Here is a 13,783-nt window from a genome sequence, read left to right on the forward strand (position 1 = left end):
ATCCTGATGCGCTGGATTCGTCGCAGGACGTTGAATCAAACCTGCCTTCCAACATCAGACGCGCGCGGTACCCCGCGCTACCGTACGTCCGCGGAGCTGTACGATCCAGCCACGGGGACCTGGAGCCCCGCAGGCTCCATGGCCACGACGCGCGTTTACCCCACGATGACCCTGTTGCCGAGCGGCAAGGTGCTCAGCATCGGGGGATCCAAGGACAACTCGGCGGAGCTGTACACACCGTAACGCGCCTGACGGGGGGCCATGGAGACCGACCGGGTGTGCCATGATGCGCGCTCCAGGGGAGAACATGCACGAATCGTCTCAAGGAGAGGCCCTCCCATGACCACTCGCAAGCCACTGCGCAAGCCTGCGCGAAAGTCCGCTCGCAAGCCCGCTCGCAAGCCCATCGTTCTCACCCCCGGTGGGGGGCGTCAGTATCCGATGGGAAGGATCAGCGCCGTGTTCAAGGCCGACTGCGACGAGACGGCGCAGGCCTACTCCATCTCCGAATGGTGGCTCGAGCCGAACACCCAGGGCCCCGGTGCGCACTCGCACCCGGAGGATGATGTGTTCTTCGTCATCGAAGGCACGATGAGCATCCGGGTCGGGAAGAAGTGGATCGATGCGCCCCCCGGCTCCTTCGTGCTCGTGCCTGGCGGGGTGATCCACGATTTCGAGAACCGGAGCCAAAAGCGCGCAGGGATGCTCAACTTCACCCCGGGCGTCTTCGAGCCCGAGATGGAGGGCATCGCCCAGTGGTTCAAGGAGCATCCCCCGGGTGATGCGCGCTAGAGGGACCCGAGTCCGATGGGACGCGCCGGCGGGCTCGCTGGTGGTCATCAACATCGCGGGCGGCTCAGCCACGTTCACAGGGTTCGGGCACACGTTCAGCGGGGGGCATCGACCAACAGGCGCAGCGCCGTCAGCGCGGAACGGAATGCCTTGCGCAGCACCCCTGCCGGGCCCACTCGCGAGGCCCTGAAATTTGACACATTCAAAGAGCGCTTGCATAACCAATCATTGGCCTGAAAAAGGGGTGTTGTCTTGTCATGCTCCAGTCGCGCGCGCTCTGGCAAACTGTTCCACCGGTTCTGTGTTGCCACTCTTTTCTTGATAGGGATTGCTGGCTGTAGCTCTTCCCAGCCACAGGAGAGCAGCTCTATCCAGGTGCTGAGCACCCTCCAGCAGGCCGCTGTCGCGGACCAGATCTCCCACGTTTCCCTCTCCATCTCCGCACCAGACATGGCAGAGCGCATCTTTGCGCTCGACAGGACTGGCAATACCTGGGGCAGCCTCATCCACCTGCTCCCAGCGGGCCCCGATCGCACCTTCGTCGCCTCCGCCTATGCCGCGGACGGCACCCTCCTCTTCCAGGGGAGCGTCTCCGGCGTCACCCTCATCGCGGGGCAGACCACGCTCGTCTCCATCACGCTCCAGCAGGTCAACCCGCCTGACACCTATGAGAACTCTGCGCCCGTCATTACCTCCCTGATTGCCTCTCCCAGTACCGTCTCTCCAGGGGGCACAGTCTCTCTGTCTGCGGCGGCCGTGGACGCAGACGGAGACACTCTCTCCTACGCATGGAGCGCCGCAGCTGGCACTTTCTCTTCAGCCTCCAGCGCCTCCACCACCTGGACCGCCCCCTCCCAGCCCGGCGCCTATACCCTCACCCTCACGGTCACGGACTCCCGAGAGGCCACGGCCACTGCCCAGGTGACCCTCAACGTGCGCGCCGCCACCGGCAGCGCCGCCGTCAACGTCTCCTTCAATACCTGGCCCCAAGTGACTCGCATGACCGCCTCCTCCAACCCCGTGCAGGTGGGGCACTCCACCGCTGTCTCCGTCACCGCCTCGGATGCGGATGGGGACACGCTCTCCTATGCCTGGAGTGCCAGTTGCCAGGGCTCTTTCAGCAACGCTTCCTCGGCCACTGCTCAGTTCACGCCGTCCGCCCTCCCGGCCACCAACACCTGCCCCAACTGCACTCTCTCCGTGCAGGTAATGGATGGCCGCGGCGGGAGCACCACTGGCACGTACTCGCTCTGCATCGGCGCACAGACCTCGCCCCAGCTGGCCCCCGTGTTGACCGATGCCTTCCAGTCCGTTTCCACCGTGGCCGGAGGCGGGACTGTTGTCCTGCACGCGGCTGCGCAGGATCCGCAGAACAGCGCGCTCACCTTCTCCTGGCAGGCCAGCGCTGGCACCCTCGGAGCCGCCAGCAACGCCGCCAATACCAGCCAGGTGCTGTGGACCGCGCCGAGCTGCGCGGCAGCAGGCTCGCCTCCCACGATGACGGTGACGGTGACCAATGTCTTCGGCCTCTCAGACTCCTTCATCTTCTCCGTGACGGTGAGCGAGACGTGCTCCGAGCAGATCGTCTACGCCGACACCAGCTTGACCGCGTGTCCTGAAGGCCAGGAGCTGAGCTACTTCTATTGCGCCCTTATGGGCGACCGGCTTGAGTCGCACGCCGGCACCTGGTGCGGCGCAGCGGAGCAAGACCTCCTCAACGCCAACCTCACGGATCCCAACCCATGGCGAATTCCGTACTTGCTGGAGCAATGCACCCCCGGGGTCTCATGGTCGTACTCTCACGCTTTCCCAGACGGCTCGCGCTTTTACAGTCCCCCTTACCGAGGTATCAACATGGTGTGTCATGTACCTCCCCCTCGGCGGATCGTCTACACCGACACCAACCTGACGGCGTGTCCTGACGGCCAGTCATTGCTCTACTTCTACACGGACTGGATCGGACTGGGTGATATCCCCGACGCCCGCGCCAGCACATGGTGCGGCTCAGTTGAGCAAGGACTGCTCTGGTCTAACACCCATGACCCGGTCCAATGGCATGTCCCCTATCTAGTGGAGCACTGCACTCCCGGGGTCTCATGGTCGTACTCTCACGCCTTCCAAGACGGCTCGCGCTATCACAGCCCTCCCAACCGAAACATCAACATGGTGTGTCAGCTCTCTCTGCCGTAGGCCCTACTCCTCGGCAGGAGAGGGTTGGCGTCAGCAGGCGCCCCAGGAGATACCGATGAGCGATCTTGAGCCACCGATGGCGTGGGAGCTTCACAGCAACGAAGGCCCTCGCGGCGACGTGACCTGGCTCGGCGGCGCCCAGCTCGACCTGAACACCGGCCCGGGGTTGAAGGGGTTGCTCGAGGGCGAGCTCGCGCCGCTGCTGGCGGCGCCGGAGGTCGGCGCCTCTCTCGCCGCGTACTTCGAGCGGTTGCGGGTGACATCGGGCGGGGCGGTCTGGGCCAAGCCGGTACCGCGCCAGATCGTGCTCGAGACGCTCTACGATGACTACAAGCGCAACACGTTCCCGGAGGACCTGACGCCAGAGACGCTCCTGGCCGCGACGCTGGCGGGCACGGTGGTGTGGACGACCACGCGCCAGTCCGTGCCTGGGGCCGAGCCGACCTACAAGGCTGGCGGACAGCTCGGTGGCAAGGAGCACTGGCTGACCCTCGGCGCCAAAGCCGGCAACGCGCGCCACCTGGTTCTCGCGATCACGACCGGCCCGGCCGACCCGCCGCGCGTCATCGAGCAGCGTGACGGCTTCTTCCGCAAGTCGGCTCTCGGCAAGCTGCTCGCGCACTTGCGCGGCGGCAGCAGCCCGAAGCGCGAGCCGCGGCTGCCGACGCGTGCCGACGGTGGCGGGCGAAACGCGTAGCACGCTGGCCCCTGGCGCCGGCCACGTCCGCTGACTCAGAAATTCGTGGCCCACGGGTCATGGCTGGCAGCCCTGCCCCTGCTTCGCGTGTCCCCTGCGCCTGCGTCTCGGACGGTGGCGGCTGGCTGGCAAAGCCCTTGCTAGTCCATGGAGCGTCCAAACAAGGGGAACTCCATGGTCTTGCGAAAGCGTGGGTTGCTGCCGACGAACCGCGTGGTGAGAAGCACCCTGTACCGCCTGCTGCTTGCCGCGCCCGCGCTCCCATTGACGGCCTGCGGGCCGACCGACGACTGCGGAGGGCCAGCTCCCCGCATCATCGACAGCGTCGAGCGCAATCCGGATGGAACCACGAACTGCAGCAAATGCCCCAAGAGCTCCGCTGGAACCACCGCGATCGCCTGTTGGGCGATCTCCGACGATGGGCGAATGAAGACCCAGTGCGACTACTACTCGTGTTCCAACGATGGCCGCCGGCCGGAGGGGCTGCGAGAGGCACAGCAGCACGAGCCAGGATGTGAGCTTGGCGCGCTCTATGCCCATGTCGCCTGGCTGGAAGCGGCTTCGGTCCCAGCCTTCCTCCGGCTTGCCGACGAGCTGCTCGCGCATGGCGCCCCGGAGGCCCTGGTGAGCGCGGCACGGCGCTCGGCCCAGGACGAGGTGCGCCACACTCGCATCATGCAGGCCCTGGCGCACCGCCACGGAGCGAGCATGCCCGAGGTGGACATTCCGCCCTTCCAGCCCCGCTCCCTGGAGGCCATGTGCGCGGAGAATGCGGTCGAAGGCTGCGTACGCGAGACTTTCGGCGCGCTGGTCACCGGCTGGCAGGCGCGCACCGCGGGTGACGCGGAGGTACGCCGCGCGTTGGGCTCCATCTCGCGAGACGAGCTGCGCCACGCTGAGCTGGCTTGGGCCGTGGATGCCTGGGCTGCGGAGCGCCTCACCCCGCCGGAGCGTGAGCGAATCCTCCAGCTTCGCCGGGAGACGCTGCGCGCGCTGGAGCATGAAGTGGGCAGCCAGCCTCCGCCCGAGCACTTCGTGCGCGAGGCAGGAGTCCCCTCCCGTGACCAAGCGCTGAGCCTGCTTCAGGGACTGGCGGCGCTCGTCGCGTAGCCGCGCCAGCCCTCCATGTGCCCCTCTGGCGTCTCTGCCCCAGAGCGGCGCCCCGAGGTGAGCCTCGGCGGTTTGTGGTGCGCGCCAAAGTCCCGAGCTTGCTGCCTCTGCGCCTCGTCGCAGTGCCGTCCACGTGGCTCTCGGGTTCCCACCGCCCGGAGATCTCGAAGGGGCCTCTGCGGGGATCTCGTATTGGTTTCCCTCAGCGCATCCCGAGGAGACACCTCTACTTGCCCGCTCGCTTCTCGATCTCGGCGCGCAGGCGGTCCTCTTGCGCGCGGAGCTCGGGGGTGAACTCCTCGCCGAAGTCGTCCGCTTCGAAGACAGGACGGATCTCGAGCTCGGCGTCCTCGCCCGGCATCGGATCAGGACAGCGGCGAGCCCACTCAACCGCCTCCTCCATCGACTTGACCTGCCAGAGCCAGAAGCCCGCGATGAGCTCCTTGGTCTCGGCGAACGGTCCATCGACCACGGTGCGCTTGCCCCCCGAGAACTGGATCCGCTTGCCCTTGGAGCTGGGATGCAAACCTTCTCCGGCGAGCATGATGCCGGCCTTGACCAGCTCCTCGTTGTACTTGCCCATCTCCGCGTGGAGCTTCTCGCTCGGCATGACGTTCGCTTCCGAGTTCTTCGTCGCCTTCACAACCACCATGACCCTCATCGTTCTCTCCCGGGTTCGAGCTCGGCGTCATGCCTCGCTTCTAAAATGGCGTCGAATCAGCCCAGACCGGATCGACACGCGCTCCATTTTTTTTGCCGTCGCCTGACGTTTTCAGTGAAACGCCTGCATTTTCAATACGTTACACCCCTAGGAAATCCAGAGGAGAACCCTTCATGAGAGCCACCCCTCCGAAAGCCATCCCTCCCCGTCTCTGGCCGGAGGCGATGACCCGCCGGCGCCTCTTCGGCTTCATGGCCGCCGCGTGCCTCGCCGCCGGACTGAGCGCCTGCGACGATGACGACGACGCTGCACGGCAGCTGCAGGCCACATGGACGGCCTCGCCGCAGGACTACGCCGAGACTCTTCCCATCCTGGGAGCGCCGCCGCCGGAGCCGCAATCGTTCCAGGACCAATCGATACGCCATGTGATGAGGGCATCGGCCGGCGGGGATACAGTCCGGGTGAGGGTGTCGAACCTCTTCGGCGACGATCCGGTCACCCTGGGCGGGGTGCACATCGCCCGCAGCATGGGCGGCGCCTCCATCCAGGCCACCACGGACACCGTCCTGCGCTTCAACGGTCAGGAGTCCGTGACGGTTCCTGCGGGCCAGGAGGCCTGGAGTGACGAGACGCGCTTCTCGCTCCCACCCCAGACGGACGTGGCAGTCACCGTGTACGTGCCCCAGAAGACGCCCGTGGCGACCCTGCACTCACAGGGGCAGCAGACCAGCTCGGTCGCGGCCGGAAACGCCCTCGGAAGCGAGACCTTCACCCCGACGGAGACTCGGCAGTCGTACTACTGGGTGACCGGCATCGACGTGCGCACCGACGATGCCCGCGGAGTCATCGTCGCCTTCGGGGATTCCATCACCGATGGAGCGGCGTCGACCGTGGATGCGGTCAACCGCTACCCCGACTTCCTTGCGCGTCGCATCGCGGCCGACCCGGCGATGAAAGGGTTCAGCGTGGTCAACCACGGGATTGGGGGCAACCGGGTGCTCAACGACGTCAGCGGGCCTCGGGGAGTGGACCGCTTCCAGCGTGACGTGCTGGGAACAACGGGCGTCACCCACGCCATCATCCTGCTGGGCATCAACGACATCGGCTTCGGAGCCTTCGTGCCGGAGCAGGCGGTGACGGCCGACCAAATCACCGCCGGCCTCCAGACGATGGTGAACCAGGCGAAGGCACGCAACGTCAAGGTGTTCCTGGGCACCCTCCTCCCGTTCAAGGGCGCCTTTCCGCCGTACTACAGCCAGGAGACGGATGCCAAACGGCTGGCGGTGAATGCCTGGATTCGCGCGAACACCGCACAGGCCCAAGGCATCATCGACTTCGAAGCGGCCACCCGTGACCCAGCCGACCCGCTCCAACTGCGCGCGGAGTACGACAGCGGCGACCACCTGCACCCCAACGATACCGGCTACGAGGCGATGGCCCAGGCCATCGAGCTCGCCTTGTTCCGGTAGCGCAGCTCACGAGGGGACTTCACCCGCCTAACACATACATACAAGGTGTCGCGCACCCACTCCTCGGCCTTTGCGGCCATGGCCCCGAAGCTACTACGGTGGTGTCGAGCCGGTACGTGGGGCATGGGGCGCCGTGAGCGCGCGCCCAGCCTGGTGGAATCACGCTCCTGAAGGCTCTGGGGTTAGTAGTTGAAGGCCACCGTCCCGCTGCAGAGCCCGGTGCCGTAGCACCCAGCGCGCACCACGTACGTGCCCGTCACCGGCACGATGACGGAGAAGTTGGACAAAATGCCACAAGCGCCTTGCGAGTCGTCATTGGAGGCAATCTCCTGCCCGGACGGATTGAACAACCGCAGGTACGTGTCTCCGGTGCCGGTGGAACCCGGCACTCCGCAGGTACCGAGGGTGAAGAGCTGGCCGGCGTACAGGTTGATCACGTAGTTGTAGGTGTTGGCCGTGGCGGAGGAGGTGTTCGAGGTGCTGTAGGAGAAGCTGCCGCGGTTGGCCGTGGGCTCCGGCCGGCGCTCGCAGATGAAGGAAAAGGTCTCGTCACACCGGAAGTCATTCCACTCCTCACTTTGGATGTTCTGGCTCGGGTTGGTGTACCGATCCACGGCGCAGTCCTCTTGCTGCAGGTAGTCATCGGGCTGGCCGGGGTACCAGTGGGTGTACGTGGACACGCCGTTGGCCCAGGCCCAAAGCCCCTCGAAGCCCTGATCCGTGTAGCCGATCCACACGTTGCGCATGTTGCGAGCCGCCTCCTGGGTCTGAAGGAAAGCCTCCTCGGCGCTGTCATCGATGGTGACCAGGTCATAGCCCTGAATGAGGCAGGCGCTGCGTGCCTCATTCCAGGTCTTGGGCGTGGTGACGAACAGGTAGTCGCCCCCGTTGTAGCTGATAGCCTGCTCGGTGGTGCCCAGTTTCACTTCCTCCTCGAACCCGGCCTCCAGTGGCGCTCCTCCACAGCCCACCAGGGGCGAGACCGTGAGGGCCAGCGTGCACAGCAGGGAGAAAGGCTTCTTGATGAGAGAGAACAACGGCATGGCAGTACCTCCTGTGTTTAAGAGCACCGTCAGTGGCGCCCTTGATGGAGCACACAGTGCCAGCCAGCGCGATGTGGCTCAGTGAGCCCGCCCACGCGAAAACGGTGAAACCGCTCACACCTGAGACTGGGCAAGCGCAGGCGGCCACGTCTCCTGCAGCCCAGCATTCTCACCGGACTCCAGTCCGCCCTGGGCGCTATCCTCCTGGCCACACCGGTGAAGGACAACCTCTCCACGCCATGAACACGAGAGCATGCTCATGAAGCCAGAACTGTTCGAGAAGATTGCTGACTCGCTGACCGCGTCCGCCAGACGACGATTCAATATCAGCTGATCCGACTATTTCGCGGCCTGTGGATTGTGTTTGAAAAGACGGGCACGAATTGGCGTGGGCTGATCAATGACCTGCCAACGATGTTCGATGGGTTCAAACCAAGGCATCCTGAACTCGATGAAGAGAACCCAGAGGTGGTTCATAGGACCGCCAGGAAGTACGCCTTCTATGGCCGTCTATGGCTGGAGGAGCGTGGTCAGACCCAAAGCGACTGGGCGCATTTCAACAAGCTATCCCGATTGAAGGAGTTCGTTTCCATTGAAGGGACGGGAACCGGGATCGTCGTCGATTTCCATGATGAGAAGAAGCAGTATGCCCTGTGTTATTTCGATGGCAGGGCCAATCACCTGTTTCCCTTGAACCTCACCTTGGGGAAGTTCCTTGCCAGCTTCCTCTACTTCGACACGAGCCATGGTTGGTACTGCGCGTTTCTTTCGAAGCGGGATTTTCGGAAGTCCGGAGCGAGCGCAAAGGAGATCATCAAAGGCGGGAAGAAGGACTATGGCCGATGGGAGGTGTACGACAAGCCGATAGCGGATCTGTCGCGAAGGCTGAGCGCGCTCGAGGAATGACCGTATCCGAGTACGGGAACCGTTCGCGGCATTGAAATACAGGGTTGGGCCACGCATAGGTGGAATAGAGGCCATGTTGAGGGCGAGGACTGGAGAGGAGGGGCCGAGGAGGGCAGCGGACAGGAGCGCAATCCCAGGTGCTCCAGAATCGATCGTACCCCGTGGGGGCCTCGAGCACCGCCACGTCCATCACACCCTTGGACCGAAGCGCCTGGACCAGGGCGGCCAGCGCTTCCGGTGTGACGATCATGGAGGGATCGCCGTGGTGCACTCCGAGCATGAAGGACGTCTTCACCGCGGCCTCCGCTTCCCAGGAGGTGGCGCGCCTCCGCGGTCCTCTGATTCCAGGGCAGGAAACCCGGGTGAATCGCTCCAATCCTCCCGGCGAGCGCCTCGACGCTGAGGCCCTCTCTCAGACGATCATCGGCCGTGAGGGCGTCTGCCAACAACGCGAACAACTTCTCGTGCTGGACCTCGTCCTCGTGGACTCGCTCGAAGAGTTCGACACTGCCTGCTTCGATGCGGGCCTGCCGCCCCAGCGTCGCGAGCCGCTCCCAGGGGAGCGCGGCGGTCTTCTCCGCGTCGACATTGAACGCGTGAAAGGTTCGCCCGCAGCGGTACCGCAAACTCCATGCTCAGCTGTGGGCAGCCAAACGTTCAGGAAAGATGCAGGAAGACCTGTGGTCTCTGCGAGGATTAAGAGTGGAAACGATTCTCCAGAAACGCGGGCTTTCGATCGCGGGGACCGCGGGAAAGCCCCTCAACCTGAGACTATTGCCCCAGAGCAGAGGCCTGGGTGCTGGAGGGGAGCTCGTTTCGGACCACGAGCCCTCCCTTCATCACGAACCGGACGCGCTGCAGCTCCGTCACATCCTCAAGCGGGGAGCCCGAGACGGCGATCAGATCGGCGTACCTGCCCGGCTCCAGCGTGCCCACGTGTTCCTGGAGCCCGAGCAGCTCCGCGGCCCGCGAGGTGGCCGACCGGATCGCCTCGATGGGCGGGAGCCCGGCGCGCTGGAGCGCCACCACCTCCCAGGCGTTGCTCCCCTGGCCTGATGCCGAGCTTGCGTCGAAGCCGCTGACGATCTTCACGCCGAGCTTGTGCGCGAGCGCCACCTCTTTGCGCAGGGCCTGAAGCGTCTTGTCGCGGAACTGCCGCGCCTGGTCATTGGGAGCGTCCACCAAAGACAGCTCGAAGTAGCCAATGGTCGGGACGAGAAAGACTCCCTGCTTCTTCATCAGCTCCAGGGTGGCGCGATCCGCCTCATGCCCGTGTTCGATCGAGTCCACGCCGGCTGCCAGGGCGTTGCGGATGGCTTCGCTCGTCACGGCGTGGGCAGCCACCTTGCGGCCGGCCTTGTGCGCCTCCTCGACGACGGGGCGCATCTCGTCGACGGTGAGCGTGGGATGGTGCCAGTCCGCGTAGAGCTTGAGGAGATCGGCGCCATGGCCCAGCTGCTCCCGTGCCGCGCGGCGCGCCTCCTCGGCGCCACTGATGAGCTGCGCGCCGGTGGGGGGATCCTTGAGGTCGGGTGAGAGGCCGTTCGGATAGTAGGTGCCCACCGCGCCAATCCCTCGGGTGGACACCAGCATCCTGGGCCCTTCCACCAGCCCCTGGCGGATGGCATCTCGCAACGCGACATCCGCGTAGAAGGCCCCCTCGCTCTCGACATCCCGGACGGTGGTGAAGCCGGCGCGCAGCGTGGCCCGGGCGTTCGCCGCACCCTCCAGCGCACGAAACGCCTGGGACTTGGTGATCAGGTCCAGGGCATAGCCCTCGGGTGTCTCGGGCATCCGCGCCATCAGGTGCGTGTGGCCGTCAATCAGCCCCGGCAGCACGGTGGCTGCGCCGAGGTCGATCACCTCCGCCCCTTCAGGAACCGGCAGGCCGGGCCCCACCGCCGAGATCCGCTCGTTCTCGATCACGATGACCGGGTTCTCGAGGAAGGTGCCGGCGCGGACATCGAGCAGCCGGGCCGCGCGGACGACCCGCGTCTTCTTGGGAGCGCTCTGCGGAACGGGCTGGGCCGCCGCGCTCCCGGCCAGGAGGAGCAACGACAACACCGTGACGAACTGGCTCATGAGACCTCCGAGAGTGCGCTTGACACACTATTCACCGACAACAACAATGAAAGCATGAAAACGGTCAATGGCAACAAGAATAAGCTGTCACCCGCGCAGCGTGAAGAGCTGCTCGGAGCATTGAAAGCCCGTTTCGAGAAGAACATGAAGCGCCACAAAGGTCTTGAATGGGCCAAAGTCCAAGCAAGGCTGGAAGCCAATCCTGGGAAGCTGTGGTCACTCCATGAAATGGAGAGGACGGGGGGCGAACCGGATGTCGTGGGCTATGACAAGAAGACGGGCGAGTGCATCTTCTATGATTGTTCGGAGGAGAGCCCCAAAGGCCGCAGAAGTGTTTGTTACGACCGTGAAAGTCTGGACTCCAGGAAGGAACACAAACCCGAAAACAACGCCATGAACATGGCAGCTGCCATGGGCATTGAGCTTCTAACGGAAGAGCAATATCGGGAATTGCAGCAGCTTGGAGAGTTCGACACGAAGACGTCGAGCTGGGTGCAAACACCCCCTGAGATTAGAAAGCTCGGCGGTGCTCTCTTCTGTGATCGCCGCTATGACACTGTCTTCGTGTATCACAACGGCGCCCCCTCTTATTATGCCGCCAGGGGGTTCCGAGGCTCGCTCAAGATCTAAACGCGGAGGAGGGGACGGAGCGGCCCTCAACTTCCCCAGATCTCACCCCTGGGACTCGCCGCGACGCGGACAACGGCCTCACAGAAGGCCACCGCGGCGGCTTCGCAGGACTCCAGCGAGCCCGTGAGCCAAGCGGACGCGAAGTTCGTCTCCGAGGGGGGCGGGAAGATCTTCACCACGCTCACGTCCGCCTCCTTCAGCGCCATGGCGAAGCCGATGGTGGCCTCCATGGGCGGCGCCACCAGGTAGGCCATGGGAGCGCCCACGGAGAGCCCCGCCGCGGCGCTCAGGTAGTGGCCCAGCGAGGCGATCACGTGCGGAAAGACAGCGGTCTTCTTCGCCTCGTCCGCGTCCACTGCCGGTAGGGCACGTGCGGCAGCACCTGCTCCACCAGGTGCACTGTTCGCTCGCCTCCTCCACCAGCGTGGCTAGGTTGTCCCTCGCCGCCTCGTACAGCACCGTCCCCTCCGGCCGCCTGCGCCGGTACTCCCACCCGTGTTCCCCCACCTGCCCCTCCCCAGCCACACCTCGCTAGGGCACAGATTACGGGTGGGCTCCCACGGAACTTCGCCAAGCCCACCTTTGGAAGACAGTCCCCGGAGCTCAGATCCGGAAGAGGACCCGCACGCCGCCCATGAGCCAGAAGTGGAAGGCCTTGTTCGGGATCTCGCCGGACAGCCCCTCCTCCTCACCGGGCTCGCCACCGATACCGCCGAGATCGCCCAGATCGAGGCTCAGGTGCGAGTACTGCCCCACGGTGAAGTTTGCGTAGGGGCCCACCCACAAGGACTTGCCGATCCGGAAGTCGACGCCGCCCTGGAGGTTCGCGAACTCGAACCCGCGGAGACTCTGGCCGACCTTGAAGGTGATGCCTTCGATCTTCGACGAGACGTTGACGTTCAACATCTCGTACCCGATCCCCAGGCCCATCCAGGGGCTCAGCTTGCCCTCCGGCGTGAAGGAGTAAGCGGCATTGAGGCCGAACCGAAGCTGGCTGGCACTGCAGTCTGCGGGGGCGGGGCACTCCTGGCCGAACATCATCAGCCCGTACTGAAAGAAGCCGCCCACGTAGAGGCGGGAGTCGATGAAGTATCCGACGTCGAGCTGCGCTGGGAAGCCGCCGCTGACGAGGTCGCTCAGCGCGGGCGACACCTCTCCAGCGTCTTCCCCTAAGCCCAGCTTGCCGAAAGGCAACCCGAATCCGAGGCGCGCCCCGACGGCGACGCCTGAGCCCGCAGCGCCGTCTTCACCCTCGGACTCCGACGCTTCCTCCGCATCCGAAGACGTTGCGTCTTCCTCGCTCGTGCTCTTCTTCTTCGAGTCCTTCTCGTAATCGTCGTCGTAGCCGGAGGCCTTCTTGGGCTTGTTCCGGAACCCGTCGTTCCTGTTCCAGTCGGCCATCGCAGCAGAGGGGAGGAAGACGGACAGCGAGAGGAGAATCGAGAGGATGCGAGCGAGCATGGATGTACCTTCCCCGGAGGAAGGCCGGGATGGGTGCGAGCAGCCGGTGAGGACGGGCTCGGAGAGGGTGGCTGCGAGGGCCCGTGCCGCCAGGGACGGTCAGTCCGGGCCCTTATTCATTCGGGCGGTCAAAGGATTCATCCCTCTTCCTGGTCCAGGTACGTGCCATTGGTGGAGTTCAAGTCCCTCACGTGGAAGCATGCCTCGTGCCGGGTCACCTGCAGGTGGCGGCTGGAGACGAACCGGTCCTGGATGACCAGCGCGTTGCCAGGATCCGTCAAGTCTTCCAGCACCCAGCGCGCGCCCTCCTGCCTCAGCGCCGCGTGATGGCGGCTCACGTGGGGATCCGGAATGACGATGTCATTGTCCTCGGCGCGGCCGAGCCCCGGCGAAAGAACACAAGCTCTGGCATGTTCAATCCTGTTGCTGCGCACTCTATCCATCCGAGGCGTTCAGCAGCCCCGCATCGTTGATCTTTCCCAGGCCCTTCACCGGGGTCGAGCTGTCCGCGACGACGTCATACAGCACGAGCCCGCCAAACGTGTCCACGAGCAGCGTCCGTCCATCCTCGCTGATGTCGAGCACACGGATCACCGATTCAATCGCCAGCTCGCGGGTCGCATCGCGATCCAGATCGTACTCGTACAGACGAACGGGGGTGTAGTGAGGAACACCCTCGCGGAAATACACGGTCCGCCGGAGCGGGCTCGCCGCGTCGAAGGAGTCGTGAGAGCTGCACATT

At 64.8% G+C, this 13,783-nt stretch carries 14 protein-coding genes; 7 read left to right on the forward strand and 7 right to left on the reverse strand.

Going from position 1 to position 13,783, the window contains the following annotated elements:
- Positions 1–339: 339 nt before the first annotated feature.
- The 4 genes from DB31_RS31755 (at position 340) to DB31_RS31770 (ending at position 4,789) form a co-directional block, all read left to right on the forward strand.
- A complete protein-coding gene (locus DB31_RS31755; RefSeq protein ID WP_044194485.1) occupies positions 340–792 on the forward strand; it encodes a cupin domain-containing protein in 453 nt (150 codons plus the stop codon).
- 375 nt (positions 793–1,167) lie between these two features.
- Entirely contained in the window at positions 1,168–2,982 is a 1,815-nt protein-coding gene (locus DB31_RS45385; protein ID WP_052420408.1) for an Ig-like domain-containing protein, read from the forward strand.
- 55 nt (positions 2,983–3,037) lie between these two features.
- The gene (locus DB31_RS31765; RefSeq protein WP_157232271.1) at positions 3,038–3,679 is read left to right on the forward strand and encodes a hypothetical protein; all 642 of its coding nucleotides are present in this window, start codon (positions 3,038–3,040) and stop codon (positions 3,677–3,679) included.
- A gap of 174 nt (positions 3,680–3,853) precedes the next feature.
- A complete protein-coding gene (locus DB31_RS31770; RefSeq protein ID WP_157232272.1) occupies positions 3,854–4,789 on the forward strand; it encodes a ferritin-like domain-containing protein in 936 nt (311 codons plus the stop codon).
- Between the two features lie 226 nt (positions 4,790–5,015).
- Here DB31_RS31770 and DB31_RS31775 read toward each other — a convergent pair whose 3' ends face one another.
- Positions 5,016–5,450 (reverse strand): YciI family protein, encoded by a 435-nt coding sequence (locus tag DB31_RS31775; RefSeq protein WP_044194491.1) that lies wholly within the window; start codon positions 5,448–5,450, stop codon positions 5,016–5,018.
- A 173-nt stretch (positions 5,451–5,623) separates the two neighbouring features.
- Between DB31_RS31775 and DB31_RS31780 the strand changes: the two genes are divergently transcribed.
- The gene (locus DB31_RS31780) at positions 5,624–6,919 is read left to right on the forward strand and encodes an SGNH/GDSL hydrolase family protein (RefSeq protein ID WP_044194494.1); all 1,296 of its coding nucleotides are present in this window, start codon (positions 5,624–5,626) and stop codon (positions 6,917–6,919) included.
- A 182-nt stretch (positions 6,920–7,101) separates the two neighbouring features.
- Here the strand turns inward: DB31_RS31780 and DB31_RS31785 are convergent, their stop codons facing one another.
- Positions 7,102–7,962 (reverse strand): C-type lectin domain-containing protein, encoded by an 861-nt coding sequence (locus tag DB31_RS31785; RefSeq protein ID WP_044194497.1) that lies wholly within the window; start codon positions 7,960–7,962, stop codon positions 7,102–7,104.
- A gap of 414 nt (positions 7,963–8,376) precedes the next feature.
- Here DB31_RS31785 and DB31_RS31790 point away from each other — a divergent pair, with 414 nt between their 5' ends.
- Positions 8,377–8,868, forward strand: a complete 492-nt coding sequence (locus DB31_RS31790) for a hypothetical protein (protein ID WP_157232273.1) — start codon at positions 8,377–8,379, stop codon at positions 8,866–8,868.
- 771 nt (positions 8,869–9,639) lie between these two features.
- Here the strand turns inward: DB31_RS31790 and DB31_RS31795 are convergent.
- A complete protein-coding gene (locus tag DB31_RS31795) occupies positions 9,640–10,950 on the reverse strand; it encodes an amidohydrolase family protein (protein WP_052420410.1) in 1,311 nt (436 codons plus the stop codon).
- Positions 10,951–11,004: 54 nt separating this feature from the next.
- Between DB31_RS31795 and DB31_RS31800 the strand changes: the two genes are divergently transcribed.
- Positions 11,005–11,580, forward strand: a complete 576-nt coding sequence (locus tag DB31_RS31800; protein ID WP_044194502.1) for a DUF4256 domain-containing protein — start codon at positions 11,005–11,007, stop codon at positions 11,578–11,580.
- A gap of 26 nt (positions 11,581–11,606) precedes the next feature.
- On the opposite strand, the gene DB31_RS31805 is transcribed toward DB31_RS31800, so the two are convergent.
- From DB31_RS31805 to DB31_RS31820, 4 genes are all read right to left on the reverse strand, one after another.
- Positions 11,607–11,936 (reverse strand): hypothetical protein, encoded by a 330-nt coding sequence (locus DB31_RS31805; RefSeq protein ID WP_052420411.1) that lies wholly within the window; start codon positions 11,934–11,936, stop codon positions 11,607–11,609.
- 247 nt (positions 11,937–12,183) lie between these two features.
- Entirely contained in the window at positions 12,184–13,041 is an 858-nt protein-coding gene (locus DB31_RS31810; protein WP_044194504.1) for a hypothetical protein, read from the reverse strand.
- Positions 13,042–13,178: 137 nt separating this feature from the next.
- Positions 13,179–13,379 carry an FHA domain-containing protein gene (locus DB31_RS31815; RefSeq protein ID WP_044194505.1) on the reverse strand — a complete coding sequence of 67 codons (201 nt, stop codon included), beginning with the start codon at positions 13,377–13,379 and terminating at the stop codon, positions 13,179–13,181.
- Between the two features lie 97 nt (positions 13,380–13,476).
- Positions 13,477–13,782 carry a hypothetical protein gene (locus tag DB31_RS31820; protein ID WP_044194507.1) on the reverse strand — a complete coding sequence of 102 codons (306 nt, stop codon included), beginning with the start codon at positions 13,780–13,782 and terminating at the stop codon, positions 13,477–13,479.
- Position 13,783: the final 1 nt, after the last annotated feature.

The sequence above is a fragment of the Hyalangium minutum genome (assembly GCF_000737315.1).
Taxonomy (GTDB): Bacteria; Myxococcota; Myxococcia; order Myxococcales; family Myxococcaceae; genus Hyalangium; species Hyalangium minutum.

Coding starts and splice junctions, on each gene's coding strand:
- DB31_RS31755 (WP_044194485.1), top strand. CDS start 340: ATGACCACTCGCAAGCCACTGCGCAAGCCTGCGCGAAAGTCCGCTCGC.
- DB31_RS31765 (WP_157232271.1), top strand. CDS start 3,038: ATGAGCGATCTTGAGCCACCGATGGCGTGGGAGCTTCACAGCAACGAA.
- DB31_RS31770 (WP_157232272.1), top strand. CDS start 3,854: ATGGTCTTGCGAAAGCGTGGGTTGCTGCCGACGAACCGCGTGGTGAGA.
- DB31_RS31775 (WP_044194491.1), bottom strand. CDS start 5,450: ATGAGGGTCATGGTGGTTGTGAAGGCGACGAAGAACTCGGAAGCGAAC.
- DB31_RS31780 (WP_044194494.1), top strand. CDS start 5,624: ATGAGAGCCACCCCTCCGAAAGCCATCCCTCCCCGTCTCTGGCCGGAG.
- DB31_RS31785 (WP_044194497.1), bottom strand. CDS start 7,962: ATGCCGTTGTTCTCTCTCATCAAGAAGCCTTTCTCCCTGCTGTGCACG.
- DB31_RS31790 (WP_157232273.1), top strand. CDS start 8,377: ATGTTCGATGGGTTCAAACCAAGGCATCCTGAACTCGATGAAGAGAAC.
- DB31_RS31795 (WP_052420410.1), bottom strand. CDS start 10,950: ATGAGCCAGTTCGTCACGGTGTTGTCGTTGCTCCTCCTGGCCGGGAGC.
- DB31_RS31800 (WP_044194502.1), top strand. CDS start 11,005: ATGAAAACGGTCAATGGCAACAAGAATAAGCTGTCACCCGCGCAGCGT.
- DB31_RS31810 (WP_044194504.1), bottom strand. CDS start 13,041: ATGCTCGCTCGCATCCTCTCGATTCTCCTCTCGCTGTCCGTCTTCCTC.
- DB31_RS31820 (WP_044194507.1), bottom strand. CDS start 13,782: ATGTGCAGCTCTCACGACTCCTTCGACGCGGCGAGCCCGCTCCGGCGG.